This is a genomic window from Hungatella sp., assembly GCF_046966825.1.
The window spans coordinates 1-13,682 of the sequence record NZ_JBKVCZ010000003.1; the positions used below are offsets into that span (position 1 = coordinate 1).

The 13,682-nt window shown below is 43.9% G+C and carries 16 protein-coding genes and 1 pseudogene; 1 reads left to right on the forward strand and 16 read right to left on the reverse strand.

Features of this window, described 5'->3' with window-relative positions; all coding sequences use genetic code 11:
• Positions 1–4 precede the first annotated feature (4 nt).
• Together ACLTD4_RS01540 and ACLTD4_RS01545 are read right to left on the reverse strand one after the other, a co-directional pair.
• Positions 5–1,045 (reverse strand): annotated as a pseudogene (locus ACLTD4_RS01540) (glycine/betaine/sarcosine/D-proline family reductase selenoprotein B); the annotation flags it as partial.
• 12 nt (positions 1,046–1,057) lie between these two features.
• Positions 1,058–2,383, reverse strand: coding sequence for a glycine/sarcosine/betaine reductase component B subunit (locus ACLTD4_RS01545; protein WP_278837083.1), 1,326 nt, complete (start codon positions 2,381–2,383; stop codon positions 1,058–1,060).
• A 299-nt stretch (positions 2,384–2,682) separates the two neighbouring features.
• Here ACLTD4_RS01545 and ACLTD4_RS01550 point away from each other — a divergent pair, with 299 nt between their 5' ends.
• The gene (locus ACLTD4_RS01550) at positions 2,683–3,324 is read left to right on the forward strand and encodes a TetR/AcrR family transcriptional regulator (protein WP_412331082.1); all 642 of its coding nucleotides are present in this window, start codon (positions 2,683–2,685) and stop codon (positions 3,322–3,324) included.
• A 219-nt stretch (positions 3,325–3,543) separates the two neighbouring features.
• Here ACLTD4_RS01550 and ACLTD4_RS01555 read toward each other — a convergent pair whose 3' ends face one another.
• The 14 genes from ACLTD4_RS01555 to ACLTD4_RS01620 form a co-directional block, all read right to left on the reverse strand.
• On the reverse strand, positions 3,544–4,848 hold the full coding sequence (locus tag ACLTD4_RS01555) for an N-acetylmuramoyl-L-alanine amidase family protein (RefSeq protein WP_278837087.1): 1,305 nt from the start codon (positions 4,846–4,848) through the stop codon (positions 3,544–3,546).
• Positions 4,849–5,271: 423 nt separating this feature from the next.
• Positions 5,272–5,544, reverse strand: a complete 273-nt coding sequence (locus ACLTD4_RS01560; protein ID WP_278837088.1) for a hypothetical protein — start codon at positions 5,542–5,544, stop codon at positions 5,272–5,274.
• A gap of 94 nt (positions 5,545–5,638) precedes the next feature.
• Complete coding sequence (locus ACLTD4_RS01565; protein ID WP_278837090.1) at positions 5,639–6,094, reverse strand: hypothetical protein; 456 nt, start codon at positions 6,092–6,094, stop codon at positions 5,639–5,641.
• 81 nt (positions 6,095–6,175) lie between these two features.
• On the reverse strand, positions 6,176–6,622 hold the full coding sequence (locus ACLTD4_RS01570; RefSeq protein WP_278837091.1) for a hypothetical protein: 447 nt from the start codon (positions 6,620–6,622) through the stop codon (positions 6,176–6,178).
• A 34-nt stretch (positions 6,623–6,656) separates the two neighbouring features.
• The gene (locus ACLTD4_RS01575; protein ID WP_412329993.1) at positions 6,657–7,460 is read right to left on the reverse strand and encodes a hypothetical protein; all 804 of its coding nucleotides are present in this window, start codon (positions 7,458–7,460) and stop codon (positions 6,657–6,659) included.
• 13 nt (positions 7,461–7,473) lie between these two features.
• Positions 7,474–7,794 carry a hypothetical protein gene (locus tag ACLTD4_RS01580; RefSeq protein WP_278837094.1) on the reverse strand — a complete coding sequence of 107 codons (321 nt, stop codon included), beginning with the start codon at positions 7,792–7,794 and terminating at the stop codon, positions 7,474–7,476.
• Between the two features lie 46 nt (positions 7,795–7,840).
• Entirely contained in the window at positions 7,841–8,392 is a 552-nt protein-coding gene (locus ACLTD4_RS01585; protein WP_278837096.1) for a phosphoadenosine phosphosulfate reductase family protein, read from the reverse strand.
• A gap of 116 nt (positions 8,393–8,508) precedes the next feature.
• Positions 8,509–9,531 (reverse strand): tyrosine-type recombinase/integrase, encoded by a 1,023-nt coding sequence (locus ACLTD4_RS01590; RefSeq protein WP_412329994.1) that lies wholly within the window; start codon positions 9,529–9,531, stop codon positions 8,509–8,511.
• Positions 9,515–10,513: a tyrosine-type recombinase/integrase gene (locus tag ACLTD4_RS01595; protein WP_412329995.1), complete on the reverse strand. Its 999-nt coding sequence runs from the start codon at positions 10,511–10,513 to the stop codon at positions 9,515–9,517. Before ACLTD4_RS01595 ends, ACLTD4_RS01590 begins: the two co-directional genes overlap by 17 nt.
• A complete protein-coding gene (locus ACLTD4_RS01600) occupies positions 10,513–11,748 on the reverse strand; it encodes a site-specific integrase (RefSeq protein WP_412329996.1) in 1,236 nt (411 codons plus the stop codon). The genes ACLTD4_RS01595 and ACLTD4_RS01600 overlap by 1 nt, the downstream gene beginning before the upstream one ends.
• A gap of 127 nt (positions 11,749–11,875) precedes the next feature.
• Positions 11,876–12,253, reverse strand: a complete 378-nt coding sequence (locus ACLTD4_RS01605) for a hypothetical protein (RefSeq protein ID WP_278837606.1) — start codon at positions 12,251–12,253, stop codon at positions 11,876–11,878.
• Positions 12,254–12,419: 166 nt separating this feature from the next.
• Entirely contained in the window at positions 12,420–12,788 is a 369-nt protein-coding gene (locus ACLTD4_RS01610; protein WP_278837605.1) for a hypothetical protein, read from the reverse strand.
• Positions 12,775–13,341: a sigma-70 family RNA polymerase sigma factor gene (locus ACLTD4_RS01615; RefSeq protein ID WP_278837604.1), complete on the reverse strand. Its 567-nt coding sequence runs from the start codon at positions 13,339–13,341 to the stop codon at positions 12,775–12,777. The genes ACLTD4_RS01610 and ACLTD4_RS01615 overlap by 14 nt, the downstream gene beginning before the upstream one ends.
• Positions 13,289–13,675, reverse strand: coding sequence for a hypothetical protein (locus ACLTD4_RS01620; RefSeq protein WP_278837602.1), 387 nt, complete (start codon positions 13,673–13,675; stop codon positions 13,289–13,291). The genes ACLTD4_RS01615 and ACLTD4_RS01620 overlap by 53 nt, the downstream gene beginning before the upstream one ends.
• Positions 13,676–13,682: the final 7 nt, after the last annotated feature.

Genomic DNA, 13,682 nt, shown 5'->3' on the forward strand with positions numbered 1-13,682 from the left:
CTCAGGTGGAGAGGAGGATAATGCCGTCCACGTGATCATCCCTCAACAGCGGAATCATTTCCTGAGCCATACGCTGGGCTTCTGCCTGCGTGGTCCCGGTTCCTACTGTGGAGTAGAAGAAGTCGTGAAGCTTCCCAAACTTTCCTTCCTTTAAATGTTTTCTCATGGCGTCAAGCGGTACAATGACATCCGGATCGGCATCTGCCGCCGCCGGGTCAAACCCCGCGTGAATCGTCTTATACTCACCGCCGACCAAATCATCCGCCTTGGAAATGTCATACCTGCCCCATCTGGTGGCGGAAGCCGACTGAATCCTGTCAGGATTGTCAACCGGTACGATACCGCCCGTATTGACTACCGCAATATTGGCCTTGGATAAATCCTTGATTGCTGCTGCAATCGGGACACGGTCCATCTTCGGAATCGGAAGCTCGGTTAGAAAAGGAAGTCCATTCGCTTTCTTAATCAGCATATCCACCACTCGCCTTGCGGCCGGAAGTTTATCCTCCCGCCATACCTGGTGACGGATTCCCCTCTCATAATAGCCTTCTGCTTCAGCGCCAAGAATCTCCTGTCCTGCTAAAATCTTATTAGCAAGCCCTGCTACTGCCTGTATATCATTTCTCATCTTGGCCGCGCTGTTGCCGCCTTTCATGATATACATATCCTTTTTAAACATCTCCACGCCCGGGTTTTCCACATGCATGGAAGTAATGACCGGAACGCCGAACTTTTTATGTACTGCCTTACAAATCTGACCACAGGCCATACCGTAACGTCCCGCCTGGAAAGCCGGGCCGGCAATGAAGATATCAAAACTGAGTTTTTCCAGTTCAGACAGGATTGTATCCACTGCTTCATCCGTGTTGGAACCCATGTAATTGTCACCGCAGATGACCGTGTGGGTCACATCTGCATCCAGAACCTTATCCAGCTGCATGGCAGGGCCAATCAGGCCTTCCTGGACAACCGGCTCAAAATCCGCCTTGTCCTCGCCGCCAATCTGACCAAAGAACTGGTTTAAATACATGACTGCTTTTTTCAATGGTTCAACCTCCTAAAATTCTTTCATCGTTTTTGTGGACCAGCCAATTACCTGGTCCCCGCAGAACATGGAGTTATTCTCCATAATGATGGAACCGTCAGGCCTTACAGAAGGTCCTAAGAGTTCATCATCTGCCCAACCGCCTGACAGACCATCTCTTGCCAGCGCCTGTAACTCGCCAAGCACGGTCGGCATCGGTGGGAGCTCAATCAGTTCTGATACGTTTCCACAGGATACGATGGCATTCAACTTCTCATCCAGGGTTACCAATGGCTGTGACTGTCCGTCACGTCCTGTACACTCATTGGTGATACCGACCGTCTTAACGCCCGCATCTTCCAGTGCAACGATACATGCCACGAAATCAGCGTCCGGATTGCCATATCCCTCTTCAGCCACAATCGCACTGTCTGCACCAAGGGAACTTGCTAACTGGGCTACAAACTGAGCCGACCGGTTTTTCTGCTCCAGGGCCACATTCAGGTTTGACATGATCACTCCAAGGAAATTCAGGGTTTTTCCATGCTCCTCAAACAATGTCCGAATCACCGGTGCATTCTGGAAATCGTAGGTGGACCACTTGGAAGAACACGGCATGAAGCTTCCTGATACGATTGCTCCATCCAGGACCTCATTCGGATTCATGAATGTAGGCAGCATATGGTTCGCATCCCAGCCATAGACAAGGTCATTGTACCCCATCTCCTCCATCTGGGACTGTGGCTGCATTACATAAACCACTGATGGCAGATTATTTGTTTCCGCGCTTCTCTTAGTAACCGGCTCAAGTTCAAAAACTTCAATCTTTTCCGGTTCTAATGGACGGACGCACGCACCGATATATTCGGACAGCTTATGTCCTGCCAGGCGGAGCGCACGGTTCTTTTTCTGCTGTTCCCTCTGCTCAAAAGTTTCATCCGTATCTGCCACCAGAACAATGTTTTTCAGACCCGAATAATAGGTATACTTTGCACCCTCTCCCGCCATATCAATGACACCGTCCTGGAATCCTCCCCAGTGTTTTCCGACTACAATCACGCTGCAGTCTTTGAGCGCATGGGTCCTGCCATGTCCTGCCTGGCACAATTCTCCGGTATAACCCGGAAATACAGGTGCGCCATTAAGCTTTGTCCTGGGCTCAATGACTTCTTTGACCGGGCACAATCTTACCTCATCGCCTGGATTTACAATATATAAATCCGCTTCGGTAATGTGCTGGTCTTCTTTTACGACTGCCAGTGCTTCTTCCTTATTGATCGTCAGAACGCCTTCATGATATGAAGTTTCAGGACCAAACTGAATGGACGTGACGTAAAAGTTTCCCATTTCTAATCTCATTTTTTTCCTCCTTCCAATACTTCTTTTTTATTATTTCAAACAGCTTAGGCTGTTTAAAATCACCTGTATATCCATATAATAACACATTTTCCAATTTTGTCAATCACTGATTATATTTTATATAATGATTTTTATATATTATTTGATTGATAAATTAATTAATGTATATTTTGTAATCAATAGTTGATTTTCATTCCGCAATATGGTACTATATAAATTAAAATCATAATTGAAAAGGATATGAGGTGATATAATTGGAAGGTTTATCGAACAAACAAATACAAAGGAAGCGGATGATGATGTATTTTGTGGATGCCACCATTGAGCTTATTGATGCTGAAGGAATTGGAGCGCTGTCCATCCGTAAAGTTGCTGAACGGGCTGGCTACAACAGCGCAACCTTATATCATTATTTTACAAATCTGAGGCACCTTACTTTCTTTTCCTGCATCCGCTATCTGCGGGAATATGTGGAGGATCTCCCGAATTACTTAAAAGAAGTATCTTCCCCATTAGATAAATATTTTAAGATTTGGGAATGCTTTTGTACTCACGCCTACAACAGACCTGAGATTTATGAACTTTTATTTTTTGAGGATTTAGAGGATGAAAATTTTGATACATCTTTTCAGTCCTATTATCAGGTCTTTCCTGAGGAGCTGACGGAGGATATTCAGGATTACTATGATATGTTCTTGGAACATGATATTTATACGCGTGAGTTCCTTGCTTTGAAGAAATCCTGTACAAAGATGGATATTGATACAACGGATCAAGTGCTGACGCAGATTTCAGAAATGAATGTACTTATTTTCCGTGGGATGTTATCCAATATGAAAAGCCGGGGAGGAAAATTGCCCATCGGGGATGCGGTGAAACGAACGCTTCTGTATATGAATCATACCTGTATTTCATTTGAACTGGATAAAGACCACTCATAAGATGAGGGCAGCGCCAATTGATACCGGCTCTGCCCTCATCTTCATTTGCTATAACTCAGCTAATTCATAAGAAATTGATTATTTCCTTTACAAAAAACTATTCACACTTCCCATCCTGCGTGACACTGCGACATTTCAGTTGAAATCTGCTCAATCCCGTTGGGTGGGACCTTTTGAATTTTACAAATAAAACTGCCGGTTTTGCAGCGCTCCGCAAGGTTAATGGTTCCAGACACCATTATTATCCACATAATAGCCATCTGGTGTAGCTTGATTTGCATACATAATGCCGTCTTTGCCAAGATAATACCAAAGATCATTGATATACTGCCAGTCAGTCAGCATGATTCCACTGGCATTCAGGTAATACCAGTGATTATCAATATACTGCCAATTACTCAGCATATATCCGGAATTGCTCAAATAATACCAAAAACCATTTATAAATTGCCAACCGCTTAACATAGTTCCATCACTATTAAAATAGTACCATCTTCCACTAATTAACTGCCAGCCGGTTAACATCAATCCGGATTCATTCAAATAGTACCACTGAGAATTTATGAGCTGCCAGCCACTCATCATTGAGCCTTCAGCACTCAAATAGTACCAAAAGCCATTTATAAACTGCCAACCTGTCATCATAGCTCCTGATGGGTTTAGATAATACCATCGATCCTTTATAAATTGCCAGCCCGTCAGCATGTATCCATCATGGTTAAAATAGTACCAGCTATTATTGATGGCTTTCCAGCTGCTGATCGGATACTCTCCATTTTGATATCGGTACCACCAACCATGTTGATCCTGTATCCAATTTCCTTTTCCATAATTGGCTGCCGCATATTTCGTAAATGTATTTTCTTCTGAATGTTCAGACCAATTCCCTGCCCGATTTTCATATCGGGCAATCCCCCTTACTCGAAAAGTATAATCCCCCTCTTGCGATATATAATTGCGAAAATCAAAAACAGTATCCGTAGTGGTGACCGTATCTATTATTTTTTTATTCCTATACAAGCGTACTTCGTACTGTTTTATATCCTCTTCAAGTTCTTCCCACATTCCATAGGAACTGCTCCATTCCAGGTCCTCTATTATTTCAGGCTTTCCCTCTACACGCTTTAGATAGACTTCTAAAATTAATCTGTTGCCCCCATCGTATATCTTTGCCCGCTTAAATTCCGCACCACAGCCACTGATTTTAAAATGACTGGAGGATGTGTAAGAAAAACGATAATCATTTTCTGCAATAAGTGAAATGGTTACCTCTGGTCTATCCCCCAGTTTCCATACTTCAATCTCGTTAGTAAACTCTGCCTGTTCAACAAAAAATCCCTCATCCGTTGTATCTGCGGTTATCTCTCCTGGTGGTTCATTGACCTTAGGTGCATCACCATAGGATAATGTGATTTTAGCGCTCTCTATTTTTTCTCCGGATGCAAACGTATTAGTTCCCATAATTATGCAAAAAAACATGGATAGCAGAACATATAGTACAATTTTCATAACCTTCCCCAGCATCTATCCCCCTCCATTTATTCTATAACGATTTTTAACTTAAGAATAACAAGTGGAGGCCCTGTATACAATATCATTTATATTAAGTAACTTTACAATTTTCTGACATAGGTTAACTTTAGCATAATTATTATATTAAATAATTATTTAATGTTACCTTTCAGGGCAATAAAATATAAGGATATCCATTTCAGGAGTTCCCCGTCCCCCGATTCCTCAAATCACAGAATATATAAAAGTCCTCAAATATAAAGGTCCTCACATTCTCTTTTAATAAGCGGATTTCCCTGGTTTTAAAATTTATTATTCCAATACCATAAGAAGTTTCCCAATTTTCAATTAGAATACAGTTAATTAGGAAAAGTATGTTTTCGTGTAGTACAATTATTCACACTCTCTCCATATCTCCAGATAACCTAATTTTCGTCAGGCTACTGTAGTATAAAATATGGTCCAGCAATACTCTCTTTCACCCTCTAATCGTACTTCAATACAAACTGCGCATAATGCAGCACACAGTTCTGCCAATTCATCATAGGTCAGTGGATCTTTGCGTTCAACAGTGCTTTTAACAATAAATCTATAACACCTCTGATTATTATCCATACCTGAAAGTATAAAATGATAATTTTCAATCATTTCTGCACATTGCTCCTGACTTACAATTTTTTCTGTATTCATGGGTTCATTCTGATTCATAAATTCTCTCCTTTCCCATATAAGCGCAGCCCGGCCATAGTCATTCAAACCATAGCCGGTCCACCCATTACGCCTTATCCATACTTACAGTAAATCAATCGCATCCCTGATAAGGATCACCTTCTGACGCCGGCAGTTCCTGGTAATATGCTACCGTTCCTATAGGTTTTGACTGGCAAATTTTAATTGGATATGGCAAAGCTGCATTGTTCTCATCCTCGCAGGCAATACTAATTCCAATATCGCGATAATCTGTACAGATATACCAGATTCCATGTTCACTTAACCGTCTTTCAATTTCCCTCGAAGAAAATTCCAAGTTGGCATAATATAAATACCAGCTATAGCTGGATACTTTTCTGCCCGTACTTCTGATAACAAAATCCGGATTCTGAGATAAAAATTCACGATTCCAATCTGCTACTGAATCATAAATATCCTTTCCGGCAAAATCACCATAACCATTATAACATGGCTCATATAAAATGCTTCCGTCCGGGCATATCACATAGGCCGCTCTGCCTATTTTCAGTCTTCTTTTATTGTTCATATCCGCAAATCTCCAACTAAAACAACCCATCTTAAATTCTCCTTTCCCTTTTAAACACAGTACATGATTTTACCGAACAGCTTACGCTTTCTCCTGCTTCTTATTCACGATCTCTTTCACACGTTTTTCTGCAATCACATAACCGCTGTATCGCCGCTCCTCCTCAAATTCTTTAAAGTATGTCTCAAACACCATTTCCGCTATCAACTGGCTGTCAGGAGCCGATTCAGCACTGATTCCATAGGTTCCGTAATTCAGGTTCTGATATCCATAGCTTTTCAGTATTGAATCAATCTGCTCCATAAAATAATCCTGCAGGCAGACAGTTCCATGGGATATGGTATAGAATACTGTATCCGACAGATAACGGTTAATCTGTACAAATTCAAATTCGTCCGGTCCCAGGTATCTGCAAAACTGCGCACAGTCATCGTCCGTTTCTATCCACTCTCCTTCCCCATTTAGCCCTGTTATCTGGAACATCATTCCTGCTGTCCACCCTTCCGCCTGGCAGTTCTCTTTCTCCATCTGACTCTCCATCATTCCCTCCATGAAACCCTAATCAAGAGGCAAGGAAACTGAAAATATCCATTTGCCCCGGTATCTGTGGCTGTTCCTCGGTATGGATCGCTTTTATCTTATCCATCTGTATGTACACCATATTCCTTTCTTTTATGAGCCGAGTAACTTTATCACGGCAGGTCCTCAACATCTCAATCCCATGCTCCGGAATCTCATGGGACCGCATCAGAACACAATTGTCCTGTTCCACGGCTTTTTCCAACTGTTCTACATAGCCCAGCGCATAGTAAATACCGGACATCTTCCGCTCACTCTCACTTAATTCCGGATTTTTTTCAGTAAGCCACTGATAGTCCTTATTTCCCCGGTAGGTTTGCAGCGCCCTTTTTGCCGCCGCCTCAATCTCCTCTCTCCGCGCCATGTACTGGCTGCCAATCATGTCCGGGATCTTCACCTCATAACTGACGGGATAGTCTGCATCCAGCAGACAGCTTCTAATCCGGCACCGCTGGGATATAATGCGGCTTCTGAGAAGATTTAGTTCAACTCCGTCCGGGCAGTTGAAATCCGTTCCCCCACACGCATATACCTGCTTCCACGAATCATGTAGTGCTTGGAGTTCCTTCCCCAGCGTTTCCGCCATTGCCCGGTTCTCTATTTTCTGTTCGTCTGCAGCTTCCCACTCATCACAGGACTGATGTTCCAGCCCTAAGTCAGATACAATGGCTTTGCGGATCTGACCATGTACGCGGCAGCCATAGTAATATCGATCCTCTTCCGATTTTGTTTCCCTCTGTTCCCGTTTCAATGACACACAGGTATTACAACACGCCTTACCAATCATGTAACCGCTCCTCTCAGGCAATCTTTGCCTCCATCTCACTATAAACCTCTGTAAACGGGGAATCTTCTGCCTCAACCCAGCCGGTTCCCTCCACTTCCTCATACAATGCCTCCAGCATCGTATACGGTAATAGCACCAGGGACTCATTTTGCGCATAGCTGCTTCCATCCTCCAGCTTATCAAACAGCACCGCATGTCCGTGTGTATCGTAATAGTAGCAGTCCTGTCCCCGCGCAAGGATTGTGTCCGGCCTTACCACAAGGGCATACGAATACGCATTGCTTTCTCCCAATCCGCAAACGCTTACAGCGATTTTTCCATCAATGATAACCATAAAGTCGTTCCTTTCTTAAATGAGGACAGATCTCTTTGTCCCGTTTTTATACAGCTTCATCAAATGCTTCCACATCATAGTCAAGTTCCATCTGTCCCTCCACCTGTTTTTCCTGTCTGGGATTCCCGTACATCCACCAGTTGAATACCGCTTCCCCATTACTCCAATTCCCATCTGTTTTTCCGGCAGCTCTCCTGGCCTCTACCATACGGTCAAAGGTTCTGATATACGCTTCCCGGTACTTCGGATAACGCTTAAATTCCCACTCCCTGTTTTTTACCGACGCCAAAGGGCAGCCGATACAGCCGAGCCGGCGAAACCCGCAGTCGTAAAGCTCACAGTAAGAAATCTTTAGAGAATAAATAAAAAGCCACACCTCATTCTCTGTCCAGCTGATGATGGGATTGATTATCCGTTTCCCCTTTAACTGGCAGTTTTCAATGATTCTGCGGCTTTCTTCATTATCATTATTAAGTATTAAATCCGGTTTCCGGTTCCCCAGAACCTCGACTGTTCCACGATTTTCCCGCTTACGGCTCTCCTGCCATCTCACCCCGGTAATCACAAAGCGGCCTTCCCCTCCCGTCTCTTTCAGCACGTTATGGAAATCTTTCCATAACATCCTTTATAGAAAGAAAGCAATTATGGAAAGAAACAGGAAAAACACTTGATTCTTCAAGACATTACGCCTGTTTCCTTTCCATAATACATTTACTACTTCTGTCCGAGACCGGTCAGCCAAGACATAAGGTCATCGTTTTTTTGCCATGATGTCATTTCATTTGTTGTGATTCCTATGTCCGCTTTTTCGAAAGCTGCCCGTTTCATTTCTGCATCAGCCTTGGCGTAAACTTCTGTTGTGGTGATGTCGACGTGCCCTAGAAAGTCACGGATATAATGCAGATCAACATTTGCCCTTAATAAGTGCATGGCTTTTGTGTGTCTCATGACATGAGGTGTTACCGATTCATTTGAAAGGTTCCCATCGGCCTGTAGTTCACTGGCATACTTTTTTAAGATATAAGTAACCCCAGGGCGGGTAAGGCGTTTTCCCTGATGATTACAGAATAAAGCCTGATCTGGGTTCCTTCGTGGATTTAATCCGTGTCTTTCCATATAACTTTTTAGAATTACTGCTGTCGGGTGCAGGATGGGGACTGTCCTCGTTTTCCTCCCTTTTCCCGTCAGGCGGATGACACTGGGTTCATCAAGTCTCACATCACGGACTGACAAATCAATCAATTCCTGAACCCTTGCACCGGTGTCATATAAAACACATAGCAGTGCGGCATCCCTCCTTCCATAGTTGGTAGTCTGATCCGGCCTGGTTAAAAGGTTTTTTAGTGAATCTTCCGATAAATAATTAACCACAGCCTTTTCATGCTTTTTCATACGTATTGACAGGATTTTCTGGCATTGCAGGAGCATATCCGGTCTGTTAAGCTGGAGATACCGAAAAAAGGCATGTACTGCCGCCAGTCTCTGATTACGGGTAGAAATGGAATTGTGTCTCTTGTCCTCCAGCCACGCCATAAATTCGTTGATGGTCTGGTCTGTCAGTCTGCTCAACTGTACTTTTTCCGGCGAACAGTTCTTTTCCTCTTCTAAATAGGCCAGAAGAAGACAGAACGTATCGCGGTAAGAGCGGATTGTATTGACACTTAAGTTTCTCTGACCTGCCAGATAATTAGTGAAATAGTCTGCCAGACTTCGGGCAAAATCAGTCGGTTTGTTCATCGGCTTCCACCCTTTCCGGCAGCAATCCCCCAAATGCCGCTTCCATTTTTTCCAAAATTTCAGGATACAGTTCAGAAGTCAGATGAAGATATTTTGAAGTCCCCTTGTATGTTTTGTGCCCCATATATGTGGATAAAATCGGCAGGACCTCGGCGGGCATCTTCCCTTCTTCAAGAAGTTTCTGGAGACTGTGGACTGCAAATGTATGTCTCAGGTCATGGAGGCGTGGCCCAACATTTCGTCCTCCGTATGAAATACCGCTGTTCCAGAGGATATCCCGGAACGTTTTACGGATTGTAAAAATGTGATAGGAAAGGCCATCCGGTGCTGGAAAGAAATATCCTTCCGGACCAATTTCGGATAAAACGTATTCCTTGTAATTCATACACCGCTGGTATAAGTCCTGGTTTAACGGAATCAGGCGGTCCCTATAATCCTTTGCATCGTGGATAAAAATAACGCCATGTTCAAAATCAATATCGGAAACCTTCAGATTTAATGCCTCAGAAGCCCTAAGCCCACAGCAATAAAGGAGGCGGAACAGCAAGGGAAGGATTAAATGGCGCCGAATCGAAAAACAGGATGGCGAAAGGCTGTCAATCGTTTTGAATACACGTCTGATTTCGTCATGGCTAAAAATATAGGGGATATGCTCGTGGGTCCTCTTTGGAATCATGCTGTTGGGATACAGATAGACCTCGCAACCATTCCGGGACATATACATGGCTAACTGCCGGATTAAGTTTACTTTAGAATGAGTCGTCTGCGGGCTATGGTTTGCCTGACGCTGTGTCCAGGCAAGTACGAGTTCTCTGGGCAGCCTGTCAATACAGTCGTAGTCAAGCGAAAACCTGTCCAGATTTTTCAGTTCAAAGTATTCGCGCTCATATTTATAACCGAGGCGGTATTTCTCATCCAGGAACCCAATGATCCATTGTGAAAGACTACTGGTGAATTTATAATCTTTTTCTTTGATCTGCATTAGAGTACCTCCATTGATAACGTGCAGCTACGCAGCTGCTCGGTATCCACACGGAGATAGTTCGCAGTCGTCTCCACTCTTTGATGGCCGAGTATTTCAGAAATAACCGGAAGGGGTACTTCTCTTTTTAATAATTCGGTAGCCAGTGAATGGCGCAAGGTATGCATCCCATGGGATTTTTCTGGTGTAACCACAATCCCGGCTTTGTAAATGTAGGTGTTCAGCATGTGGTAGAGACGGTTGTTTTCATTAAAAGCATTGTACGGAACCCTGTGGCAAATAAAAATGTTAGGAACCGGCGATTCAGGCCGGCCATTCTTTAAATAATCAATGACAGCGTTGCCCACATCTTCAAACAGGGGCAACGTCAGTGGCTGTTTGGTTTTAAACTGCACAAGCTCTATGCAGTTTTTCTCCCATTTAATGTTTTCATATTTCATATGGATGATATCCCTTACCCTCAGTCCCAGGCGGGCAACCATCAGTATGATGGCATAATCTCTTTTTCCAATTGGATTACCAATATCAACGCAGTCCAGGATTTTTTCCAAATCTTCAGGACTCCAGATGGAAGGAAGATGCTCCCTGGAGCGTAAGATGTTAGATTTAGGTATAAAAAGGGATAAATCCTTTTCATGATGTCCATTGAGATACAGATAGCGGAAAAACTGCCTCAGCTCACTTAGCAGGGCGGCAACAGAACGGCCATGATAACTGGCAACGGTCGCAATAAAGGGGGTGATATATTCCGGCTTAAGCAAACGGAAGGATTCTACCTGCTCCTGCTGGAGGAACTTAGTCAGACGCCGCAGCGTTCTGGCATAATCTGAGATGGTAGACGGCACATACCCATTTGTCTTTAAATGCTGAAGGAACAGATCCGTAATGGTGCAAAATGGTGCAGGAATTGTTTCCGTATCCGTCCGGACCAGGCTCCAATGCTGTAAGCAGCCATCTTTATAAAACTGATAGAGCGTCTGAAAAGCTTCCCGAGCGGTGCGTTGATTGCGTGTAAGTTCTCCCTGTATTTCTTCAATCCCATAGACTTGTTTCAAAAAGTCATGCCAATCCTGTTGCTGGAAATCTTCTTTCATGGAAAACTTAAGATAGCGTTTCCAGACTTCCCAACGATGGCGGATGGTGGAATCAGAGTAATTGAGCTTACGCAGCTCATTTTCAGCTCCAAGCATAAGAGAATATAGTGCAGAGTCTGATTGATGATTAGGATTGTTCATTTGTGTTTACCTCCGATATTTATGATAGGCTTAGCCTTCTAGTTGAGTAAACACTACCCGTATTGTAAATTCAATCAGAATTATGGAAAGTAATAGACCAGCAAAGATTATAATTACTTGGTTTTTCTTAGAAACTTTCCATAACACATAACTTTTCATAAAGCACGCTGCAGCAATACCTGGCGTTCCGGTAAGGGGGAAGCTGCTTTTTGATAATCAGGTTCCACATGGTAATCGGCGGATAGTCTATGATTACATCAGGATAGTTCCGCCGGATAAAATGCACCAGCTCCGGCGGATCTACAGTGGTTAAATGGTAATGTGCCTCGAACCGGACGCCGGCCATTTTTGCCAGATGGTAAATCACCAAGCTGTCCTTGCCTCCGCTGAAAGCTAAATAATAGCCAGCAGGGTTCATGGCCAACGCGGCCGGTTCACACATGTTTAGCAGTTCAACTGCATCTTTCGTTTTTTTCTCTATTTCAAACAGATATAGCTGTTCCATTCCTTCCCGTCCTTCACATACATTTTGCTATGGACGGAAAAGCCATTCTTAACGGTGTGTCTTTTTACGCTGCTAACCGAGTACAGTCCGGAACTTCAACCCGCAATCGCCTGATTCCTAACAGCAACCCGTATTTTTATACAGGAAATGAAGAAATGAAACGTATTTAAGACGTAAGGGAAAGAGTAGCATATGCCCTCGGCCTGATTTCCAGAATTTGAACATTGGAAATCCTCCGATACGGCCTGCGCCGGTTTTCTTCCTCTACCCAGTCACGAAAGAGCATGTCTATTTCAAACTCTTCCTCATCATGGGCGGACCGTAAAATCACATACTTCTTACCCTCTCTCTGGTTATTCCTGCAGGTATCATAACGATATGTCACTTCATAAATAGGAGCCGTAATCCTGGAGGTGAGTATCTGTCTGGGGTGTAGATTTTTGAAAAAGCTCCGGTATTCTTCCGTAGCAGGAAGTGTGCCGCCGATGGCGATCTCATCAAATGTCACCATATCCGAAAACTTATGTATATGCATACGCTTCACTCTCCTGCACTGGCAATATACGTTTTAATCTCTTCCTCATCCGGTACAACCTGCCATAGACTCCAGACGCCGTAACGCCGCAGGCGGTTCCAATCTCACGCCCGGTAAATCCCTCAGCCTTCATCTGGACTACCCTTCTTTCTTTTTCTGTCATATGTGCCATCGCTTCCTGAATCATCAGCCTCTGGAAAACCAGATCCTCACACGTTGCATTTTTTGTTTCAATGGTCTCTGAAAGCGTGCGGCTGGAATCCTCATACACGGCACCATCTAAACTCACCAGATAAGCCTTGCGTTTTAACCGGCTGTTGTAACGCCAATACTTAAATAAGCAGTCACTCATTTTTCTTGACGCGATTGTCTGAAATTCATACTTCCTGGCCTTGCTGTCTTCATCATATGCCTGTACCGCTTCTAAGTATCCCAATGCAACCACATCATAGTAATCCGCCCTATCCAGCCGGTTGTGGCGTAAAAAATCCCTGATTAAGTTATGATTTTCCTCTGCATAATTCCTCTGGTATTCTGTCAGCTTGTGCATCATTCTGATTCCTCCGTTCTTCGGTTTTCTTTTCTTCCGCCTGTTTCTTTCCAAGGGCAACTCTCCGGTTAACCGTAGAAGGATAACAGCCAAACAAATCCGCAATACTGCGTTTGCTGTACCCCTCCTCAAACAGCCGGCGCATACACTGGTTCATCTCATCTTTGCTCATCTTGGCAAAATTGACCGGGGGCGGCCTCTTGTTCAGTATCTTCCGGCAGACCGGATGAGCCGGGCCGTATTCATAAAGAAACCTGGCCTCACTGGCATCAAAATTCCCTAGAATGGCAATCAAAAGGCAATAATAGCCCTCGATTTCCTCTCCTTCATATCCCATACGCACC

What these genes read in the sequence shown, in the direction of transcription:
- ACLTD4_RS01565 (WP_278837090.1), bottom strand. Translation starts at nt 6,094, where the DNA reads ATGAACAATAAAAGAAGACTGAAAATAGGCAGAGCGGCCTATGTGATA.
- ACLTD4_RS01600 (WP_412329996.1), bottom strand. Translation starts at nt 11,748, where the DNA reads ATGAACAATCCTAATCATCAATCAGACTCTGCACTATATTCTCTTATG.
- ACLTD4_RS01590 (WP_412329994.1), bottom strand. Translation starts at nt 9,531, where the DNA reads ATGAACAAACCGACTGATTTTGCCCGAAGTCTGGCAGACTATTTCACT.
- ACLTD4_RS01620 (WP_278837602.1), bottom strand. Translation starts at nt 13,675, where the DNA reads ATGGGATATGAAGGAGAGGAAATCGAGGGCTATTATTGCCTTTTGATT.
- ACLTD4_RS01595 (WP_412329995.1), bottom strand. Translation starts at nt 10,513, where the DNA reads ATGCAGATCAAAGAAAAAGATTATAAATTCACCAGTAGTCTTTCACAA.
- ACLTD4_RS01580 (WP_278837094.1), bottom strand. Translation starts at nt 7,794, where the DNA reads ATGGTTATCATTGATGGAAAAATCGCTGTAAGCGTTTGCGGATTGGGA.
- ACLTD4_RS01545 (WP_278837083.1), bottom strand. Translation starts at nt 2,383, where the DNA reads ATGAGATTAGAAATGGGAAACTTTTACGTCACGTCCATTCAGTTTGGT.
- ACLTD4_RS01550 (WP_412331082.1), top strand. Translation starts at nt 2,683, where the DNA reads ATGTATTTTGTGGATGCCACCATTGAGCTTATTGATGCTGAAGGAATT.
- ACLTD4_RS01615 (WP_278837604.1), bottom strand. Translation starts at nt 13,341, where the DNA reads ATGATGCACAAGCTGACAGAATACCAGAGGAATTATGCAGAGGAAAAT.
- ACLTD4_RS01605 (WP_278837606.1), bottom strand. Translation starts at nt 12,253, where the DNA reads ATGGAACAGCTATATCTGTTTGAAATAGAGAAAAAAACGAAAGATGCA.
- ACLTD4_RS01560 (WP_278837088.1), bottom strand. Translation starts at nt 5,544, where the DNA reads ATGAATCAGAATGAACCCATGAATACAGAAAAAATTGTAAGTCAGGAG.
- ACLTD4_RS01575 (WP_412329993.1), bottom strand. Translation starts at nt 7,460, where the DNA reads ATGATTGGTAAGGCGTGTTGTAATACCTGTGTGTCATTGAAACGGGAA.
- ACLTD4_RS01555 (WP_278837087.1), bottom strand. Translation starts at nt 4,848, where the DNA reads ATGCTGGGGAAGGTTATGAAAATTGTACTATATGTTCTGCTATCCATG.
- ACLTD4_RS01570 (WP_278837091.1), bottom strand. Translation starts at nt 6,622, where the DNA reads ATGGAGAAAGAGAACTGCCAGGCGGAAGGGTGGACAGCAGGAATGATG.
- ACLTD4_RS01610 (WP_278837605.1), bottom strand. Translation starts at nt 12,788, where the DNA reads ATGCATATACATAAGTTTTCGGATATGGTGACATTTGATGAGATCGCC.